Annotated in this window: 14 protein-coding genes; 2 read left to right on the top strand and 12 right to left on the bottom strand. The window is 67.2% G+C overall.

Features of this window, described 5'->3' with window-relative positions:
* Positions 1–5: 5 nt before the first annotated feature.
* The 3 genes from ACNI3K_RS05570 to ACNI3K_RS05560 all read right to left on the bottom strand — a co-directional run bounded on the left by ACNI3K_RS05570 (position 6) and on the right by ACNI3K_RS05560 (position 3,273).
* Complete coding sequence (locus ACNI3K_RS05570; protein WP_419390850.1) at positions 6–860, bottom strand: carbohydrate ABC transporter permease; 855 nt, start codon at positions 858–860, stop codon at positions 6–8.
* Entirely contained in the window at positions 860–1,843 is a 984-nt protein-coding gene (locus tag ACNI3K_RS05565) for a carbohydrate ABC transporter permease (protein ID WP_419390849.1), read from the bottom strand. The genes ACNI3K_RS05570 and ACNI3K_RS05565 overlap by 1 nt, the downstream gene beginning before the upstream one ends.
* Positions 1,844–1,929: 86 nt before the next feature.
* Positions 1,930–3,273, bottom strand: coding sequence for an ABC transporter substrate-binding protein (locus ACNI3K_RS05560; RefSeq protein WP_419390848.1), 1,344 nt, complete (start codon positions 3,271–3,273; stop codon positions 1,930–1,932).
* A gap of 308 nt (positions 3,274–3,581) precedes the next feature.
* On the opposite strand from ACNI3K_RS05560, the gene ACNI3K_RS05555 reads away from it, so the two are divergent.
* Positions 3,582–4,037, top strand: coding sequence for a hypothetical protein (locus ACNI3K_RS05555; RefSeq protein ID WP_419390847.1), 456 nt, complete (start codon positions 3,582–3,584; stop codon positions 4,035–4,037).
* Here ACNI3K_RS05555 and ACNI3K_RS05550 read toward each other — a convergent pair.
* From ACNI3K_RS05550 to ACNI3K_RS05525, 6 genes are all read right to left on the bottom strand, one after another.
* Positions 4,034–4,636, bottom strand: a complete 603-nt coding sequence (locus tag ACNI3K_RS05550; RefSeq protein WP_419390846.1) for a CueP family metal-binding protein — start codon at positions 4,634–4,636, stop codon at positions 4,034–4,036. The genes ACNI3K_RS05555 and ACNI3K_RS05550 overlap by 4 nt on opposite strands.
* 88 nt (positions 4,637–4,724) lie before the next feature.
* Positions 4,725–5,810 (bottom strand): tRNA 2-thiouridine(34) synthase MnmA, encoded by a 1,086-nt coding sequence (gene mnmA / locus ACNI3K_RS05545; protein ID WP_419390845.1) that lies wholly within the window; start codon positions 5,808–5,810, stop codon positions 4,725–4,727.
* A gap of 87 nt (positions 5,811–5,897) precedes the next feature.
* A complete protein-coding gene (locus ACNI3K_RS05540; protein ID WP_419390844.1) occupies positions 5,898–6,608 on the bottom strand; it encodes a tyrosine-protein phosphatase in 711 nt (236 codons plus the stop codon).
* 80 nt (positions 6,609–6,688) lie between these two features.
* Positions 6,689–7,885 (bottom strand): cysteine desulfurase family protein, encoded by a 1,197-nt coding sequence (locus ACNI3K_RS05535; RefSeq protein ID WP_419390843.1) that lies wholly within the window; start codon positions 7,883–7,885, stop codon positions 6,689–6,691.
* Between the two features lie 75 nt (positions 7,886–7,960).
* Positions 7,961–11,197 carry an ExeM/NucH family extracellular endonuclease gene (locus ACNI3K_RS05530; protein ID WP_419390842.1) on the bottom strand — a complete coding sequence of 1,079 codons (3,237 nt, stop codon included), beginning with the start codon at positions 11,195–11,197 and terminating at the stop codon, positions 7,961–7,963.
* Positions 11,198–11,474: 277 nt separating this feature from the next.
* Positions 11,475–14,483, bottom strand: a complete 3,009-nt coding sequence (locus ACNI3K_RS05525; protein WP_419390841.1) for an ExeM/NucH family extracellular endonuclease — start codon at positions 14,481–14,483, stop codon at positions 11,475–11,477.
* A gap of 189 nt (positions 14,484–14,672) precedes the next feature.
* Here ACNI3K_RS05525 and ACNI3K_RS05520 point away from each other — a divergent pair, with 189 nt between their 5' ends.
* Positions 14,673–15,683: an SDR family NAD(P)-dependent oxidoreductase gene (locus ACNI3K_RS05520; protein WP_419390840.1), complete on the top strand. Its 1,011-nt coding sequence runs from the start codon at positions 14,673–14,675 to the stop codon at positions 15,681–15,683.
* Here ACNI3K_RS05520 and ACNI3K_RS05515 read toward each other — a convergent pair.
* From ACNI3K_RS05515 to ACNI3K_RS05505, 3 genes are all read right to left on the bottom strand, one after another.
* The gene (locus ACNI3K_RS05515; RefSeq protein ID WP_419390839.1) at positions 15,656–18,211 is read right to left on the bottom strand and encodes a 5'-nucleotidase C-terminal domain-containing protein; all 2,556 of its coding nucleotides are present in this window, start codon (positions 18,209–18,211) and stop codon (positions 15,656–15,658) included. The genes ACNI3K_RS05520 and ACNI3K_RS05515 overlap by 28 nt on opposite strands.
* Positions 18,212–18,377: 166 nt before the next feature.
* The gene (locus ACNI3K_RS05510; RefSeq protein ID WP_419390838.1) at positions 18,378–19,343 is read right to left on the bottom strand and encodes an electron transfer flavoprotein subunit alpha/FixB family protein; all 966 of its coding nucleotides are present in this window, start codon (positions 19,341–19,343) and stop codon (positions 18,378–18,380) included.
* On the bottom strand, positions 19,340–20,128 hold the full coding sequence (locus ACNI3K_RS05505; RefSeq protein ID WP_419390837.1) for an electron transfer flavoprotein subunit beta/FixA family protein: 789 nt from the start codon (positions 20,126–20,128) through the stop codon (positions 19,340–19,342). The genes ACNI3K_RS05510 and ACNI3K_RS05505 overlap by 4 nt, the downstream gene beginning before the upstream one ends.
* Between the last annotated feature and the right edge of the window lie 168 nt (positions 20,129–20,296).

Raw genomic sequence — 20,296 nt, 5'->3', positions numbered from 1 at the left:
ATTGCCTAACCCTTCAAGGCGCCCTGCATGATGCCCGTCACGAGCTGGCGACCGGTGAAGACGAACAGGATGAGCAGCGGCACCGTGGCCAGCAGCACTCCCGTGAGGACCAGCGAGTAGTCCACGAAGTAGTTCGCCTGCAGCATCGACAGGGCAACGGGCAATGTCGGGTTCGACTGGTCGAGAATGATCAACGGCCAGAAGAAGTTGTTCCATGCTGTCACAAACGTGAACAGGAACAACATCGCCGCAGCCGGACGCGCAGCAGGAACTGCCACGTGCCAGAACGTGCGGATCATGTTGCAGCCATCCACCCGCGCCGCCTCGATGAGCTCGTACGGCAACGACTGCTGCAGGTACTGCGTCATCCAGAAAACGCCGAAGGCCGTCACCAGCGCCGGCACGATCACCGCTCCCAGAGATCCCGTCCAGCCATACTCGGCCATCAGGATGTACAGCGGCACCACGCCCAACTGGACAGGAACCGCCATGGTCGCGATGACCGCGACGTAGAGCACGCCGTTGCCCTTGAAGCGCAAGCGGGCGAAGGCGAACCCCGCGAGAGTCGAGAGCACCACCGTGCTCACGGCGACCGTCGTCGAGACGATGATCGAGTTTCCCAGCGCCTTCCAGAAGTTGACGGCAGGGTTCTGGATCACAGAAACGGCGTTGTCCAGGAAGTTCCCGCCCGGTATCCACGACATGTTCGGATCCCTGACGGTGCTGGCGTCACCGGAACCTACGAGCAAAGACCAGTAGAACGGGAACAGTGCGGCGACGACCACCGCAGCCAGGGCGGCGTAGACGAACCACCCCGGACGCAGAATGTCGGCAGAGCCGCGCTTCAGTGTGCGGGCCATCATTTGCCCCCTGAGTTGTCGGAAGAGACCAATCGACGCGTGATCCAGAAGTTGAGCAGACCGATCACGATGATGATCAAGAAGAGTAGCCATGCGATGGCCGAAGCGCGGCCGAAGTTCAACTCGCCCCAACCGGTGTTGTACAGGTACATCACGATCGTCAGCCACTGCTGGTCGGCGCCACCATTGCCCGCGGTGTCGAACATGCGCACCTCGTCGAAGATCTGCAGACCGCCGATGGTCGACGTGATGATCACGAAGATCGCGGTAGGACGGATCTGCGGCAGCGTGATCGAGAAGAATCTCCGGAGCTTTCCAGCGCCGTCGATGGCTGAGGCCTCATACAGTTCTCTCGGCACCGCCTGCATGGCGGCGAGCAGGATCAGCGCGTTGTATCCGGTCCACCGGAAGTTGACCATGGTGGCGATGGCCCAGTGCGAGGCCAACGGGTCCTTGTGCCACTGGATGGCGTCGATGCCGATCATGCCCAGCCAGTGGTTGAAGATGCCGTACTCGTCGGCGAACAGCTGAGAGAAGATCAGTGCGACGGCGACCGGCATGACGATGTAAGGCAGCAGTACCGCCATGCGCCAGAAGGTCTTGGCCTTGAGGTGGTGGTCCAGCATCGCCGCGATAAACGTCGCCATGATGAGCTGGGGAATCGTGGAGAGCGCGAAGATCGAGAAGGTGTTGCGCAGCGCGATCCAGAACTTGCGGTCGTTGAGCACGAACTCGAAGTTGCCAAACCCGATGAACTCGCCGGAGTTGCGAATGGTGTCCCAGTCCATCAGGGAGATGACCGCCGTGTAGGCGATCGGGAACAGGCCAAAGATGCCGAACACGATGAAGAACGGCGCGACGTAGAGGTAGGGCGATACCTTGACGTCCAAGCGGCCCAGGCGCTGGCGCCTGGAGTACTTCGCACGCGGGGGCTCGATGTTTGTGCTGCTGTGCGGCGGCGCGTCGAGATCTGTCGATGCCATGAGGTTCCTTTGCAGGGTCAGGAGCTAAGGATGGATGAGTCCGGACCGCCCCCGTGAGGAGGCGGCCCGGACCTCATGCATCGGTGTTAGCCGATCGCCTCAATGTCGGCGACGGCCTTCTCCCACGAGGCGGCCGGGTCGTCCGTGCCCTCCTCGACGCGAGTCAGCGCGTTGTTGATCGCGTCATTCACCTGGAAGTAGAACTCTCCCTTGTACGGCGAAGGCACGACGGCCTGGGCCCGCGCGGCGAAGATCTCGCCGATCGGAGCGTCATTGAAGTACGCGTTCGTGGCGCCCGTCACGGCCGGGTCCTCATATGCGGCGACCTGGCTGGGGTAGGTTCCAGCGTTCTGGAATGCCTTGGCCTGCTGCTCGGGAGCAGTGAGCCACGCGGCCAGCTTGGTGGCCTCTTCGATGTTCTCGCCAGAGGCGGGAACGGTCAGCCATGATCCACCCCAGTTGCCGCCGCCGTTCGGGTAGACGTCGGCGATGTTCCAGTCGGTGGTGTCGGGGGCGTTGCCCTCGATGACGCCGAGCATCCACGGCGGGCACAGCATGGTCGCGAATGCACCGTTCGAGATGCCGGCGGTCCAGTCCTCGCCCCACTGGCCGAAGTGCGACGACTGCGTCTCGGACGCAGCCGTGACCTGGTCGTAGAGAGCCTTGACCTCGGGGTTGTCGAGAACAATAACCTCGCCCGAGTCCGGGTCCTCGTACGCGACGTCGAGCTGGTTGACCATGCCCTGCCACACGCCGGCGGCAGAGTCGTAGAACGCGGAGCCGGTGGCCTCGACGTAGTCGTCGCCGACTGCGAAGAAGTTGTCCCAGTCACCGTCGAGAAGGTCAGCGACCTCTTCGGGGTCGGACGGCAGGCCTGCCTCTTCGAACAGGTCGGCGCGGTAGCACACGCCCTGCGGGCCCGTGTCCGTGCCGTAGCCGATCAGGCGTCCGTCGGCGTCGGTGGCGCCGGCCTCAACGTAGTCGACCCAACGTCCCTCGACGTCAGGCGAGGACAGGTCCGTCAGGAGGTCGGAGTACTGCATGACCTCGGGCATCCAGTCGACCTCGACGAGCTCGATGTCGGCGAGACCGCCCGGGCCGAGCTTGGTGAAGAAGTTCTCGCGAGCGTCACCCGACTCCGCGGCACGGTTGTACGTGATGGTCACGTGGTCGTTGAGCTCCATGTACTCCTCGATGAGGTCGTACTGGTAGTCAGCGTCGGTCTCGGAGTCCGAGAGGCCCGGAGTGTTGAAGGTCGCAATCGTGAGCGATACGGGCTCGCTGTTGGTCTCTTCACCGGCCTCGGCGGTGTTCTCCGTCGTCGTGCCCTCTTCGGGCTCGTCGCCACTGGCACAGCCAGCGAGGGTCAATGCGAAGATCGCGGCACCTGCGGTCAGGGCCAGCGTCTTCTTGCGTCGCGTGAAACTCACGTCCACTCCTTTGTGATTCGGATTGATATCGGACTCCTGAGAGCGCTCTCCCCTGCGTGAGAGCGCTCCCACGAATCGCGTTCACGGTATGCCCAGGGGGGCCCAGTGTCAAACCACGAACACGCTTGCAAAACGTTTCGATACCGATTCGTTACCCGCGTGGGTCAAAACGTTACGATATGGCTCCGAAAGACACTCCCTCGGACTGGGCTGCGCACTGAGAACGGCTCCCGCGGCGCCCGAGCAGGCCGGGTCCGACCGGTGGCGCGAGGCGTTGACAGCGCGGCACCGCTGCGCGAAGGTGAGCCATGACCACCGCTGCTCCACCGCGGGCCGCCACCCACGCATCGGCCGCTTGCGCGGCGATCGCCTCAATCGTGATCGCCGGCTGCGCCGCGTCAGTTCCCCCACTCCCCGAGGGCGCGCCGGTGGCGACGTGGGAGTGGAATGCCGAGGGCGCAGATCAGGCCCTCCTCGAGGGCGAGCTCGCGCTCGAGGACGGCTGCGTCTACGTCGTCTCTTCCGACGGCCTCCGTACCCTTCCAGTGTTTCCCGTCGACCGCGTGGGTTGGGATGCGGACGCAGAGACTCTCACGTATGGCGGCGCCGAGTTCGAGATGGGCGACGCCATCGCGGCGGGCGGAGGCTGGACCGCGCCGCCCGAATCGGCCATCATCCCCGACGGTTGCGAGCCGGACGAGTGGGGCGACGTGATGCTCGTCCAGGACGAGTCGCTCGCGCCGATGACGGAACGGGGCTACTAGGCGAGCTTCATCGTCGTGAGGCAGGTGGGGTCTTCGGGCCCGGTCGCGATGGGCGTCTCGGCCACACCGGCCGCTCCCTCAATGCGCAGCGTGGCATCGATGTCGCGAGGCAGCCAGACACCCGCGAAGCCGTTGTCGAACGTCGTCATGGCCTCGTCGACCAGCACCTCGCCCGTTGCCTCGTCGGTGACAGTCACCCTGAACTCCTCGTTCCCCAGCTCGCCCACGCACGTGGTGAGGCTGTGGAAGTAGCACTCGTGGGTGGTGTCGACATAAGGGGCGAAGGACAAGTAGAACTCATCGCCGTCCAACTCGACCGGTGCGGGCTCGGGCCAGTCGGCGGCGGAGACGAGCACCTCGTCGTAGCGCACCGACGCCATCAGCCCCTCGGGCCGGTCCGCGAGCGCGGTCTCGTCAAGAGCATCCACCAGCTCTTCGCCCTCGAGGCCGTCGAGACCGTGAGCGGCGAGCAGCTCCTCGACCTCTCCGGACGCACTGACAGCGGGCCCTGGGGTGGAGTCGGTGGCGGACTCCTCTGGGGCGGTGCACCCAGCGAGGACGAGGGCAGCGACAGCGGCGAGGACGAGTGAAGTACGCATGTGACTACGGTAAGCGACCCGGCGGCGCGCCTGATCAGGACCTGGGACGCACGGGTCCATGCGGTCATCGAGTCCGGCGAGCGACGGCTCAGACGTCCCGCTTCATCAGCGTCGCCTGCCCGAGCACCCGCGAGCCGTCGTAGACCACCAGCGACTGGCCCGCGGCGACACCGCGCATCGGCTCGTCGAGCTCGACCGTCAAACGGTCGCCGTCGCGCGTGACCGTGCCCGGCACCGGTGCGCCGTGTGCTCGCACCTGAGCCTCGCATCGCGTAGGCGCGCTAGCAGGGACGTCGGGAGCGAGCCAGACGGTCTCGTCAGCTTCCAGCGTCGACACCGACAGTAAGGTCTCGGGACCCACCGTCACGACGTTGCGCGCAGTGTCGACGCCGGTGACGTAGCGGGGCGCGCCGTCCGGCGTCGGTCGGCCGATGCCAAGCCCCTTGCGCTGGCCCACAGTGTAGGAGTACGCACCCTCGTGCTCGCCGACGACCGAGCCGGTCTCATCGTGAATCTCGCCCGGGCTCTCCCCGAGCGCCCGCTGCAGGAAGCCCTTGGTGTCGCCGTCGGCCACGAAGCAGATGTCGTAGGAGTCGGGCTTGTTGGACACGCCCAGACCGCGCGCAGCCGCCTCGGCCCGCACGTCCGACTTCGACTCCGCGGTGCCGAGCGGGAACATCGATCGTGCCAGCTTGTCCGGGCCCATCACGGCGAGCACATACGACTGGTCCTTCGCCGCATCGGCGGCTCGGTGCAGTTCACGCACGCCGTCGGCGCGAATGTCGATGCGCGCGTAATGGCCCGTGCAGACCGCATCGAATCCCAGCGCCTTGGCACGCTCGAGGAGGGTGTCGAACTTGATGTGCTCGTTGCAGCGCACGCACGGATTGGGAGTGCGGCCCGCGGCGTACTCCGACAAGAAGTCCTGCACCACGGTGTCGTGGAACTCATCGGACAGGTCCCACACGTAGTACGGGATGCCCAGCTTGTCGGCGGCCCGGCGGGCATCGTGGGAGTCCTCGATCGAGCAGCATCCGCGTGATCCAGACCTGAACTCGTCACGATTGCGGCTGAGCGCCATGTGGACGCCCACCACGTCGTGACCGGCCTCGAGAGCGCGCGCGGCAGCGACGGCGGAGTCGACTCCTCCTGAAAGGGCAGCAAGAACGCGCATGGGGTACCTCCGTGGGGGACCCCACCATGCTACGCGGCTCGTCCCTCCCCAAAGTTGGTCACCTGCAAGAGGTCGTCAACCACCGGGTTAGGCGCGAAGGCGGCGGCGCAGCTCGGCGAGCGTCTCCGCGTCACCTCCGTGAGCGAGGTACCACCCCTCGACCCCGCCCCGATACGCGTCCCATTCGTCGAGGACCGTCTCGATCGCGCTCATGGGCGCACTCAGGACCTCCTTCGGCACCGCTACCAAAGGGGTGTCGCCGACCGAGGTCCGGCTGCTCGCCAGCATGCGGGCGAGCACTCCCGGCATGTGGTCCTGGGTGAGCGTGTAGTCGGCGACCACGCGGGAGCGCTCCACCTCGAGCAGGCGCAGGACCAGCGCCACCGACACTCCGGTACGGTCCTTGCCTGCAGTGCAGTGCACCAGCACGGGCGCTGGGCCACGTGCCACCTCGCGCACGACGGATGTCAGGGTGGCCGCCGCCACGGGGGCGATCATCACCGCATACAGGTCAGCGAGCGATCGCAGCGGCCCGCGTGCCTCGCCATCGGTGAAGGCCGCCGCCGCCAACAGGTCGAGCTCCACCACCGTCGCCCCGTCCTCGAGCGGGTGGGCGTCGCCCTTCTCCGCCGGCCCCCGCAGGTCGATGACGGTTGCCGGTGGCCATGTCACCACGCCCTCGGGCGGCGAATCGCCCGGCATCGGCGCGTCGGAGCGATACACGACGTCCCGGACCAGACCCGGCGAGGCATCGGCGAGGTCCCGCACGTTGGCCAGGCGGTGCGACGCGTGACCCATGAACCGGTGCCTCCAGTACACCCTGGCCCAAGCGAGCAGGCCCTGCGCGCGCCTCATCGTCGTCTGCGTGGCGCCATGCGTCAGCCGAAGACGCTCGAGTCGAACGTGCCCGCAACCTTGCGCGCTCGATCAACAGCCTCGGGCAGCACCGCGACCAGGGCGTCGATGTCCTCCTGCGTGGAGGTGTGGCCAAGCGAGAAGCGCATCGTGGACGCGGCGTCGCCCTCCGTGCGCCCCATCGCGATGAGCACGTGGCTCGCCTGGGCCACTCCCGCCGAGCACGCGGAGCCGTTGGAAGCCTCGACCCCGTGGGAGTCGAGCACGAACATCATCGCCTCGGCGGCGCAGCCCGGGAAGACGAAGTGCACGTTGCCGGGCAGCCGTTCGGGGCCGGGCGCTGGCCCGGACAGGCGAGCATCCGGCACCGCAGCGCCGATGCGGTCGATCAGTTGGCGCTGCAGCGCACCCAGGCGCTCGGCTTCGACCTCGATCGCCTTCACCGCCTGCTCGGCGGCGACGGCGGCCGCGCGAAAGCCCGCGGCGTTGAGCGTGCCAGAGCGAACCTTGCGCTCCTGACCGCCGCCGTGTGTGAGCGGGGTGATGGCGAGATCGCGTCGCGCCACGAGCGCGCCCACTCCCACCGGTCCGCCAAACTTGTGGGCGCTGACCGCCATGGTCGCGAGGCCCGAGGCTCGGAAGCTGACGGGGATGTGCCCCACCGCCTGGACGGCGTCCGCGTGCACCGGGATGTCGTGCTCCGTGGCAATGTTCACGATCTCGCGCACCGGCTGGACGGTGCCCACCTCGTTGTTCGCCCACATCACGGAGATGAGCGCTATCTCATCGAAGTGCTCGGCCACCTCGGCACGCAGCGCGTCGAGATCGACGCGGCCTTCGCGGTCCACCGGCAGCGCCACGGTAGTCGCGCCGTGCTCGGCCTCGAGCCAGTGGACCGGGTCGATGCCCGCGTGATGCTCGATAGAGGTTGTGACGATCCGCGTGCGGCGCGGGTCAGCCTGGTGACGTGCCCAATAGAGGCCCTTGATCGCGAGGTTGTCCGCCTCCGTGCCGCCGGAGGTCCAGATCACCTCGGTGGGATGGGCGCCCAGGGCTGCTGCCATGCGCTCGCGCGCATCCTCGACCACGGACCGCGCGAGCCGGCCGGATTTGTGCAGTGCCGAGGGGTTACCGACCCGAGCGAGCTCCTCGACGAGCGCCAGCCGCGCCGCATCAAGCATCGGCGTCGTGGCTGCGTGGTCGAGGTAGTGCGGGGACATGTCGGGAAGTCTATCGACGCAGCAAGACGCCCGCCCCCGGAAGGATCCGGGGACGGGCGTCATGCCTGATCGGTGTCAGCGAGCCGAGGCGCGGCTCAGGAACGCGGCGATCGCGTCACGGGTCACAGGCTCGAACGGACGGAAGGTGCCGTCGTCCCAGCCCTCGACGATCCCGGCGTCAGCGGCCCACTCGATCGCGAGGTAGTGCTCCGAGCTGTCCGCAGTCACGTCCGAGAACGTCGGCTCCTGCGGGGCGGTGAACTCGGGCTCGCCGGCGATCCGGTAGAGGAACGCCGCCATCGCGTCGCGAGTGACGGAATCGAACGGACGGAACGTGCCGTCCTCCCACCCCTCGGCGTAGCCCGACTCGAGCAGCCAGATGATGTCCTCATAGTGCTCGAGAGACTCATCCACGTCGCTCGGGACGTCGTCACCGGCCTGGACCGGAGCGGCGTCCTGCCAACGGAACAGGAACGCCGCGATGGCGTCGCGCGTGGCGTGGTCGAACGGACGGAACGTGCCGTCGTCCCAACCGGTCGAAATGCCCTGTTCCGCCATCCACAGGATGTCCTCGTAGTGCTCGAGGGACTCGTCCACGTCGGAGAAGGTGGGCGTGGTGTCACCGAGAGCAAGACCCACCAGCAGCGGGTCGTGGTCCGAGGTGCGGTACCAGTTCGGTGCGTAGAGGTCCTGGATCTGGGCTTCCGACTTGAAGTCGGTGTTGTAGTCCAGGACCGGGACCTCGTCAGCGTTGATGTTCACGTGAGCCGCACCGGTGACCTGCACGGCAAGGCTCTGCGAGGCGAACACGTAGTCCAGCGCGCCCCACTGCCCGTCGAAGACGTATCCGTACCCGTCCTCGCCCTGGTCGACGTAGCCCGCCTCGCGGAGGACATCGATCGGGTCCTCCTGTGCGTACGAGTTGAGGTCTCCCAGGATGAACACGTCGTCGTCCTCAACCCCGGTGGGTGAGGTCTCCAGCCAGTCGACCATCGCCTCTGCCGCGAGGGTGCGGGTCTCGTTCCAGCAGGCCGCCCCGTCGCCAAGGTCGGAGTTGGGTCCGCTGCTCGCGCAGCTGCCCTTCGACTTCCAGTGGTTCGCGACCACCGTGAAGGTCTCTCCGGTGGCGGTCTCCTCGAACGCCTGCGCAAGCGCTGGGCGGTTGTTGCTGTCGTCAAAACGCTCATCGACGTCGGAGTCGAGCACCGCGATCGAGCCGGCCTCCGTTACCGCCGTCGTGTCGTAGAGAATGCCCACCCGGATCACGTCGGAACCGATCACGCCGGAATCGACGTACGAGTAGGTGCCTTCGCCCACCTCGGCGTTGATCTGCTCGGCGAGGTACGCCAGCGGCTCGACGCCGGCGGTGTTCTCCATCTCCATGATGCCGATCACGTCGGCGTCGAGCTTGACCATGGCGTCGACCAACTTCTCGGTCTGACGGTCGAGCTCCAACTGTGAGTCCGCGCCGCGGCAGTACTGCTCGTTGCCGACGGGACCACAGATGGGCCCGTCGCCGTCGATGGTCGTGAAGTAGTTGAGCACGTTGAAGCTTGCGACCTTCAGCGAACCGCCGACCTCGGGAGCTGCCGTCGGACGGGGGTTCTTGGACTCGAACACCGGGGCGTCCGACTCGGCAGAGGCCGGGCGCACGCGCCACGCGTTGCCCGAGGCCGAGTTGCCTGCCCAGGTGTAGGTCATGACGCCAGTGAGACCGGTCACGGAGTCGCCACCGCGCAGCGGGTTGTCCGCCGTCAGAGGCTCGCCGCCGCCACCGTAGATGATGGTCTCGGGGTTCTGGTTGTTGAAGGCGTCGTCGAGCTTGATCCGGCCCAGGTCGTTCGCGGCCTGAAGCGCATTCGCCTCGTTGCCCGGCTCGACCACCGCGGTCGGCTGGTCCTGGCGGCCGCCGCTCGAGACGGTGACCTCTCCAAAGCGTCCGAGCTGGTAGAACTCGGTCAAAAACAGCTCCTGGTCGAACTCGACGGCCATGCCCTCGTAGCGCTCGGCCTCGTCATCGTCTGCGAAGGGCAGCGTGACCGATGCGGGGGTCGCGGTCGCGGTCTCGCCCTCGAGAACCTCGACGACGTCCGGGAAGGCGATCTGCGTCTGGCCCTGGAATTCGTCGACCTCACCGGTCACCGAGACGACGTCGCCCAGCGACACTAGGTCGGTCTCTTCCTCGTAGTAGACGTAGATGCCCTCGGAGGTCGCCGGGTTGTCATCGGCGTCCTCGTCACGTGACTGGAGATAGAAGCCGCCGAGGATCGCACCGGTGCCCTCGTAGTCGCCCACGACGACACCCTCGACGGTCACCGTCTGGCCGTTGTAGGGGGACTCGTCGGTCTCGCCCTGCACGGTGCCGATCGTCACCACGCCCTCGCTCACGGTGAAGGTCGAGGCGTAGTCCTCCTGCATGGGGTTCTGCGTCTCCCCATCGAGGTCGGCGACGGTTGAGGCATCCACGGTGAGCTCGCACTCGGCGGCCTCCGTGAGGGACTGGTCGGGCGTCACCGTGTACGTGTCCGCATCTCCGGTGACCGCGATGGTGAGCCCCGCGTTGTCGCACTGGAGCGAGAACGTGCCGTCCTCGACGGACACGGGCTCGGAGAACGTGACGACGGGCGCGACCTCAGTGGGGACGCCCACGGCGCCGTCAGCGGGGTCGACCTCAGCAACGGTGGGCGCGACGTCCGGGGCGGGGCCGCCGTCGCAGTTCACCGTGTGCGTGCCGAGACCGTCGAACGTGTCCTGGTCGAAGGTCTCCCACTCGACCGAGGCGTCGAACGCGTCGGAGGGGTCGGTGTCACCGGCGCACACGGTCGCGCTGCGGCGCAGCGTGTCGTTCTGGCCGCCGCCGGTCCACTCGGAGCCGGGGTCGACTTCCAGTTGGCCGAACGAGTCGATCACCACGTCGCCGTTGTTGAGCACGAGGGAATCGTCGCCGTTGAAGTTCGCGACGTTGTTCTCCTCGTCTGCCAGCGCGAGCAAAGCGGCCTCGGACTGTGTGTTGACGATCACGTGGGTTTCGCCGGCGGGCAACGCGCCCGCGAGATCGAGCGTGGTCTGCGCGGGAATATTGCCATTCGAGTAGAGCTCAAGGGAGTAGCCGCTCAGGTCGACGGTCGCGCCGGTGGGGTTGTAGATCTCGACGGCCTTATTGAAGCTCGAGCCCTCGACGTACTCCGACAGGATCAGATCCGAGGCGGGTTCGGCCGCGGCGGCCGGCACCGCGACGAGTAGAGAGGCGCCTAGCGCGCCAAGTGCAGAAGCAGCGCCGAATCGGCGCGTGAGTGATGTTGGGGAAGTCACGATCTTCACTCTACGAAGCGAGAACGCCTGTCCCGTTGCTCCCAGGAAAAGCCTGCGTAACTCTTGTGTGAACGACGTGTGACACCCCGTCTGGCTCGGTGAGGTCCGGGTGGAACTCGCCGCCGACCGGACGGATCACCCGAGTGCGACCCGCCACGGTGACCGCGGCGCGCGACGGAGGCGCACAGTTGGCCCGGCCCGCTGGCCGATGCGCACACGGGGCGCGCATCGGCCATCGCGGTGAGACGAGCTGGAGCGAGCTACGGCGCCAAGGCAACTAAGGCAGCACAGTGCAACTCGACCCGTTCAGCACGAACTCCTCGATGTCGAGCGGCCCGTCGACGCTGGCGCCAACGAACCCGAAGGTGGTGCGCTTGCCCGGCCTGATGGTCCCGTTCCACGGCATGGACTCGACACTGACATCGGCGCCCTGCTGCGTGGCCTGCCCGCTCCACAGGTTGGTCACCTGCTCATCGCCTGCGAAGGTCCACTCGACCTCCCACCCGGTGATCGGCTCGTCGGAGGTGTTCGTGACCCACAGCTGAGAGATGAAGCCTCCGGGCCGCTGGCCGTGAATCGTGTAACTGATCTCGCAGATCGGGGTCGGTGCCGGTCCGGAGTCGAGGTCCAGCCCGACCAACACGGGGTCGTGGTCCGACGTGCGGTACCAGTCGGGCGAGTAGAGGTAGTCGATCTGCGCCTCGGACTTGAAATCGGTGTTGTAATCCAAGACCGACGGCTCGTCCGCGTTGATGTTCACGTGCGCCGAGCCCGTCACCTGCTCCGCGAGGCTCGACGAGGCGAACACGTAGTCGAGCGATCCCCACTGACCGTCGAACACGTACCCGTACCCATCTGCGGCCATGTCGACGTAGCCCGCGTCGCGCAGCACGTCGATGGGGTCCTCCTGCGCGTACGAGTTGAGGTCTCCAAGGATGAAGACATCGGGGTCCTCGACGCCGGTGGGCGAAGTCGCGACCCAGTCCACGATCGCCTCCGCTGCCAGCGTGCGGGTCTCGTTCCAGCACGCCGCGCCATCGCCCTGGTCAGCGTTGGCGCCGCTGGAGGGGCAGCTGCCCTTGGACTTCCAGTGGTTCGCGACAGCGGTGAAGGTCTCTCCGGTGGCGGTCTCCTCGAAGGTCTGCGCGAGCGCAGGCCGGTTGTTGCTGTCGTCGAACCTGGGGTCGACGCTCGAGTCCAGCACCGCGAAGTCGCCAGCCTCACTGACCGTCGTGGTGTTGTACAGGAACCCGACCCGGATCACGTCTGTGCCGATGGCACCCGAGTCCACGTAGGAGTACGTCCCCGCGCCGGCGACTCCGTTGATCGCTTCCGCGAGGTACGCGAGCGGCTCGACACCCGGGGTGTTCTCCATCTCCATGATGCCGATCACGTCGGCGTCCAGCTCGAGCATCGCCGCGACCAGCTTCTCGGTCTGACGCTCCAACTCGAGTTCGGAGTCCGCGCCTCGGCAGAACTGCTCGCTGCCCACGGGGCCACAGATGGGGCCGTCGCCGTCGATCGTCGTGAAGTAGTTGAGCACGTTGAAGCTCGCGACCTGAACGGAGCCACCGACCTCGGGGGCACTCACCGGACGCGGGTTGTTCGACTCGAACACCGGCGCATCCGCATCTGGCGAAGCGGGCCGAACGCGCCAGGCGTTGCCCGAGGCAGAGTTGCCGGCCCAGGTGTACGTCATCACACCGGTCAGTCCAGTAACCGAGTCGCCGCCGCGCAGCGTGTTGTCCGCCGTCAACGGGTCCCCGCCACCGCCGTAGATGATGGGGTCGGGGTTCTGGTTGTTGAGGGCGTCGTCGAGCTTGATCCTATTGAGGTCGTTCGCGGCCTGGACCGCGTTCGCCTCGGGACCGGGCTCGGCGACCGTGGTGGGCTGGTCGAGCCGGTCACCGCTTGAGACAGTGATCTCGCCGAACCTGCCCAACTGGTAGAACTCGGTGACGTACAGCCCCTGGCCGAACTCGACGGCCATGCCCTCGTAGCGCTCGGCCTCGTCCGCATCGGCGAAGGGCAGCGACACCGAAGCCGGCGTCACGGACGCACCGGTGTCGAGCACCGCGAGGTCGTCGGGGAACCCGATCTGCGTCTGGCCCTGGTACTCGGCCACCTCGCCGGTGACGGAGACGACGTCGCCGAGCGACACCTCGTCCTCGTTGCCGTGGAACACGAAGATGCCCTCCGACGTCGCCGGGTCGCCGTCCGCATCCTCGTCGCGGGACTGGAGGTAGAAGCCGCGCAGGTTGGGGCTCGCGCCCTCGTAGTCGCCCACGACCACCCCCTCGACGGTGACCGTCTGGCCCACGAGCGGCGACTCCTCGCCATCGCCCTGAACCGTGCTGATGAGCAGCGGGCCGTCCGAGACGGTGAACGTCGCGGTGAGGTCGCCCTCCATCGCATCCGGCGGATCGTTCGTGTCCACGTCCGTGACGGCCGATGCGGTCACGGTCAGCGTGCATTCCTCGCCTTCCGCGAGCTCGGCATCCGGCGTGAGAGTGAAGGTGGTGGGGCCAGCGTCGACAGCGAGCGACAGCGCACCGGACTCGGTGCACTCCACCGCGAAGGCGCCGTCGGCGACCACCGGCTCGGTGAACTCCACCTCGAGCGATGCGGCGGGGCTCACGCCCAGCGCACCGTCCGCGGGGGTTGTCGAGGCGACTGCGGGGGCCTCGTCCTCGACCGGGCCGCCGTCACACTCAGTCGCGTGAGACCCCAGGCCGTCGAACGTGTTGGTGGGGAACACCTCCCACTCGTCTGCGACGTCGAACTCGTCGAATGGGTCGGTGTCTCCGGCGCATACCGTGGCGAGGCGGCGCAGCGTGTCATCAGCGCCTCCGCCCGGCCACTGCGAACCCGGGTCGACGCCCACCTGGCCGAACGCGTCGACCACGGCCTCATCCCGGTACAGCACCAGTGCATCGTCACCGTTGAACAGGCCCGCGCCGCTGGTGAGATCCGCCTGGGCGAGAATCGCCGGGTCCGCGCTGGAGTGCGCCACGACGAATACATCGCCGGCCGCCAGCGTCCCGGTCAGGTCGAGATTCACCGACGCCGAGGTGTTGCCATTCGAATATTGGGTGAGGACGTAGGGCTCGAGGTCCACTGCCTCGCCGGTGCCGTTGTAGATCTCGACTGCCTTGTTGAAGCTCGACCCCTCGACGTACTCCGAGACGAGCAGTTCCGTCGGGGTGTCTGCGGCCGAGGGAAGCGCCGATGCGGCGGTCACCCCCAGCGCGAGAAGTACTGCAGAGGCGGTGGCGCGTCGTTGCATGGTAGCTCCCTGTATGTCCGGTTGATCCCACGCTAGGGCTGCTCTCCGCACCAAGCGCGGCGAGCGGGGAAACACTGGGTGAAAACTGTGTGTCCACCACGTTGCGTTGGCCGAAAGGGCGGCCCGCGGTCCTGATCCATCTCAGTACGCCCGCGGTAGCGTGTCCGAAGGATCACATGAGGAGCACACATGGCTACTTGGTTCATCACCGGCTGTTCGACAGGGATTGGCCGCGCCACCGCACAGGCCGCTGCCGACGCGGGCCATACCGTGGTCGCCACCGCCCGTCGCCGCGAGACGCTCGACGATCTCGTGGCCGGCTATCCCGAGCAGATCATCGCCCTCGCGCTGGACGTGACCGACGAGAACGCCGTCACCTCGGCCGTCGAGGAAGCCGAACGCCGTGCCGGCGGCGTCGACGTGGTCGTGAACAATGCAGGGATCGGCGCCTTCGCGACCATCGAGGAGACGCCGCCCGCGGATGCCAGGGCGGTGATGGAGGCGAACTTCTGGGGCGCCGCCGCAGTCACCACGGCGTTCCTCCCCCACTTGCGCGAGCGGCGCGCGGGCCACATCATCACCATCTCGTCGATCGCGGGCGTGCGCGGCTCCGCAGGACTGGGCTACTACAGCGCCTCTAAGTGGGCCGTATCCGGGTTCATGGAGTCACTGTGCAAGGAGGTGTCGCACTTAGGTGTCAAGGTGAGCATCGTCGAGCCCGGCCCGGTGCAGTCGCAGTGGATCCCCTCGGGCACCAAGGTGCACGATGGGCTCGACGACTACGCCGAGGTGATGGACCCGTACTGGCAGCGCATCGACGCGCTGCCGGGCAACCAGCCCGGTGCCCGCATGCCCTTGCACGCGTGCTGCTGCAGATCGCCCAGATGGACGATCCTCCCCTCCACCTGCTCGCCGGCCGGCACGCCATCACGCAGGGGCGCGGGAAGGCCGAGGGCCTCGCCGCCGAGATCGACGCGTGGGAGGAACTGGGACTGTCGATCGACACCCGCGGCTAGCACCCGCGCCGCGCGCTCCCCTGTACATAGGTTCTGTGCGCCGAACGCCGTCGGCGTGCGCATGGGAGGCGGGTTCTGGTCAGCGATCGCCGTGCGCTCGCTGCCCCCAAGCAGCAACAGGCGCCCGCCCCAGGGGGGCGGGCGCCTGCCGACCGGTCAGGACTGCTGCGGGAGAGCGTCGTAGCGGAACAGCATGGCCGCGATGGCGTCACGGGTGATCGGCTCGAACGGACGGAAGGTGCCGTCGTCCCAGCCCTCGGTCACACCCACCTCGGCGGCCCACGCGATCGCGTCGGCGTGCTCCATCTCCGAGTTCACATCGGGGAAGCCCGCCTCTGCACTGACGGCAGGCTCGCCCTCCAGACGGTAGAGGTAGGCGACGAAGGCGTCACGGGTGATGTTTCCGAACGGGCGGAAGGTGCCGTCCGAGTATCCCTGGGTGATGCCCTCACTGGCGAGCCACTCGACCGAGGCGTAGTGCTCGAGCGAGGACGGCACGTCCGGGAACGTCTGTCCCGTGGGCGTGAACTCGGGCGAGCCCTCGATGCGGTAGAGGAACGTGGCCACAGCATCGCGCGTCGCGTTGTGGAAAGGACGGAAGGTTCCGTCCGGCCATCCCTGCGTGATGCCCTCGCTGGCGAGCCACTCGATCGCCGCGGCGTGCTCGTTGCCGTTGACATCCGAGAATCCGTCACCCATGACCGTGATCGCGATCGGAAAGCGGGTGCCGGTGGTGTCGCCCTCGACCCAGAGCACCACGTCGCCGGAGACCCCGGCCGGAATCGTGACAGTCACGGACGCGGTGCCGTGCTCATCCAGGATGTCGGTCGGCAGTTCGTTGGTCACTGGGAAGGTGCCCAACTCGCCACGGCCCAGGCTGACGGTCACGGTCTCGTCGACCAGATCGGTCGGCGCGGTGAACATCAGCGACGTCAGGTCGAACGAGATCTCGTCGCCTGCCGCGACCTCAAGGGTGTCGGCCTGCAGGCCGATCGCGCGCTGGCCGTAGTCGGTGCCCAAGGCATCGTTCGCCTCCATGTAGCTGACCATGATGTCCCGGTCCACGCGTGCGGTGTCCTGGACGTCGGCACCCTCGGTGAAGGTGGAGAAGTTGTCACCACCCGATGCGAGGAACGAGTTCGTCGCCACCGTGTAAACCTCGTCGAGATCGATCGGCTCGTCGTTCAGCCACATCTGGACGATGCGGTCGCCCGGCTCCGCGGTCGCGTCATAGGTGTACTCGAAGCCCTCTGACACGCCCAGCCGCAGGAACGGACGGGATGAGCCGGCAGGCTGCCACTGCTCCTCGAGGAGCTCGGCAATCTGTGAGCCGGTGAGATCCATGGTCGACAGCGTGTTCCCAAAGGGCTGCACGTCGTAGGCCTGCCGGAATGACACGTCGGTCGGGTAGTCCCCAGTGCCGCCGGCCGTGCCGAGCAGGTCAGCGCGCAGACCACCCGGGTTCATGAACGCGATCTCGGCACCATTCGCCTCGGTGGCCCACAGGTGAACATCGGCAATCGCGTTACCCAGAGTGGACTCCGCGCCGCGCGTGCTGCCGAACGATCCACCCTCGGTCCGAGCCCGGTAGAGCGGATCGGTGAGCTCGCCAATGGTGCGGGCGCCCAACTCCTCAGAAGCCTCCTCGGCAGCGTCGACGAGCGCCTGGACCTCAGCGTCCGCAGGGAAGACAGGAGTCGTCTCGCACGGCTCCTCTTCGGTTCCCGTGCACCCGGGGTCTACCTGCTCGGTCTCAGCGATGTCGATCACGGAGGAGTCGATGCCGATGAGTTCGTCGGTGACGTTGTCGAACTCGAACACGAGTTCGTTGAGATTCATGCCGTACTGGCCGGAGGAGACCACCGGGCGACCGAAGTCCCGACCCGCCCACGTGGCGACAGGGACCTCGTGGTTGTACTCCAGGTGGGTGTGGCCGGACATGACGGCATCGATCGAATCGTCCAACTCAGAGATCATCTCCCCGAAGTCGTTGCTGGGGTCGACCGCGTCTGCGTAGTCGGTGGTCGGGGCGCCTTCGTGCACCAGCAGCACGATGGCGTCCGCGCCCTCGTCTTCGAGCATCGCCGCGGAGCGGTTAGCGGCCACGGCCTCTTTCTCGAACTCGAGGCCCTCAATGCCGGCAGGCGAGACGAGGGAAGGTGTGGAGTCGGTCACGACACCGACGAAGCCGATGCTGACATCGTCGGCCGTGTCGTCGGGCGTGGCGTTGTCGAACGTCGCCAGCCAGGTCTCGGGAAGGGCGGCCGAACCGTCCTCCTCGATCCTCACGTTGGCACCCAGGTACTCCCAGGTGGCACCGCCGTCGGTGGCGTCTTCGTTCATGACCCGGTTCACCAGGTCGTCGTAACCCTGGTCGAACTCGTGGTTGCCCACAGCCGAGACGTCGAGGCCCATGGAGTTCAGGACGTCGATCGTGGGCTTGTCGCCCGCCACCGAGCTCTCGAACGACGAGGCACCGATGAGGTCGCCTGCCGCCCCGAACACCGTGTTCGTGTACGGGCCCTGCAGTTGCTTGACCGCACCGGCCATCACCGCAGCCCCGGCCTCACCCGAGTCGAAGTCCGGAAGGATCCGGCCGTGGAAGTCGTTGGTGCCGAGGAATTGAACGGAAGTCGTCGTGGCGAGTTCCGGCTCAGGATCGATCGGCACGCCCGCGCTGGCGGGGAAGGCGATCATGAGTGATCCGCTCATTGCGGTGACGATGGTGGCGGCGGCGACTCTGCGCTTCGGTGATGAGAGAGGTTTCACCCTTCACACAGTAGGCACACAACCCTTCTCGCGCGCGACGAGAAACGTAACAGCAGGTGTCCGTTCTATGACGGGGCTGCGTATTCGCCCGATGCGCGGGAAAGAGCACCTACACCGATGAGGCCCGGTGCTCCTTGATGGTCTCGATTGCCTGAGGGATCACGTCGAACATGCTGCCTACGACGCCGAAATCGCTGATTTCGAAGATGGGTGCGTCGGGATCCATGTTGATCGCCACGATGGTGCCGGAGGCCTGCATGCCGCCGCGGTGGTGCACCGCGCCCGAGATGCCGCACGCCACGTACAGCGCGGGCGTGACGGTGGTACCGGTCTGCCCCACCATGTGCTCGTGACTGATCCAGCCCTCGTCGGTCGCGTCTCGCGAGGCGCCGACGGCGCCCCCTAGCAGCTCGGCGAACTCCGCCACCAGCGTGTAGTCACCATTCGTTCCGCGCCCGCCCGAGACCACGACAGGAGCCTCGGCCAACGGCACTCCCTCACCCTGCTCCACCATCTCCACGGAGACGATGCGCTCGCGGGTCTGCGGCAGCGTCACCTCGACCCGGCTCACGGTCGCGGCAGCCGGCTTCTCGGCCGGCGTCGCCTGAGTCGTGTTGGGCCGCACCCCGACGATCGCGCGGTCGGCATCGATGCGAGTGCGCACATTCCAGGTGGCGGCGAAGACAGTCTGGAAGGTCTCGACACGACCGTCGACCATCGAAGCGCCCGCGGCGTCAACCACGACGCCGGCGCCGTTCAGCACAGCGAGCCGGGTCGCGATCTCCTTGGTAACGAACGTCGAGATCACCACCAGCACGGGGACGTCCTGCGTCGCGGCCGCGATTGCGGCGGCCGCCTTGGCGGGCAAGCGCGACTCCGCACCGATATCCACCACGCGCACCTCGGAGGCGCCGTATTCGCCCAGCTGGGCGACAGCATCGGCCGCAGGGGCATCGCCCAGCCACACCGCGACGGGCGTGCCCAGCGAACGCGCCAGCGTGAGCGCCTCGAGCGACGGGTGCGTGACGGCCCCGTCTCGATGCTCGATCAGAACTGCGACGGTGGCGGTGCTCATGCGAGTCCCTTCTCGATGAGGAACTCGGCCAACTCGCGGCCGCCCTCCCCCTTGTCGGTGACCTGCGTACGGTTCGCGCGGGGAGGCCGCTCGGAGGCGTCCACCACCGTGGCGCGCGCGGCATCGCCGCCCACGAGCGCAGGGTCGATCCCCAGATCGGCGAGGGTCCACACGGGCACCTCGGCCTTGCGGGCGGCCATGATCAGCTTGAAGTTCGGGTAGCGGGGCTTGTTGGCCTCGTCGGTCACGGAAACGACCGCGGGCAGGGGCGCCGTGACGGTCTCGTGCGCGTCGGGCAGGTGGCGCTCGATGGTCGCCTCCCCGTCAGCCACGGAGACGGCCGATGCGAGGGTCAGCTGGGACCAGTCCAGCTCGGCCGCGAGCGCGGTGGGCAGCATCGAGGTGAGGCCATCGAGGGCCGCCATGCCGGTGATGACCATGTCGAGCGGAGCCTCCGCGTGCACCTTGCGCACGGCGGCGCCGATGATCATCGCGGTGCCGAACACATCCGATCCGGCGATGCCCTCATCGCTGACGTGGATCGCGTGGTGGGCTCCGAGCTGGAGTGCCTTGCGCACAGCCGAGACAGCATCGGGCCCGCCCACAGTGAGCGCGTAGACCTCTCCCTCGCCGGCCTCCTCGACCAGCTGAAGGGCGGCCTCGACCGCGTGCTCGTCGAGCTCGTTCATGGAGCCGTCCTCTGCGGTCCGCGTGACCGTGCCGTCGGTGAACGACCGGTTGGACTGAAGGTCCGGGACGTGCTTGACCGTGACGAGGATTCGCATGCGCCAAGCCTAGCGGTGGCAAGGCGGTGCACCGTCGGCGCTTCACGGCTCTCGAGCCCGGGCGGCTCTGGAGGCTGTGCCGCGCTCGTAGGAGGGGGCCGCCTCCACCCTCGAACGAGCCTGCTGAGGAGATTGGGCATCGCTACGTACCACCCGGCCGCGTCGCCA

Source organism: Demequina ureilytica, from assembly GCF_048553575.1.
In the GTDB taxonomy this organism is placed as follows: Bacteria; Actinomycetota; Actinomycetes; order Actinomycetales; family Demequinaceae; genus Demequina.
The sequence above is the reverse complement of the archived record's forward strand: the minus strand, read 5'-3'. Positions and strand labels throughout refer to the sequence as shown.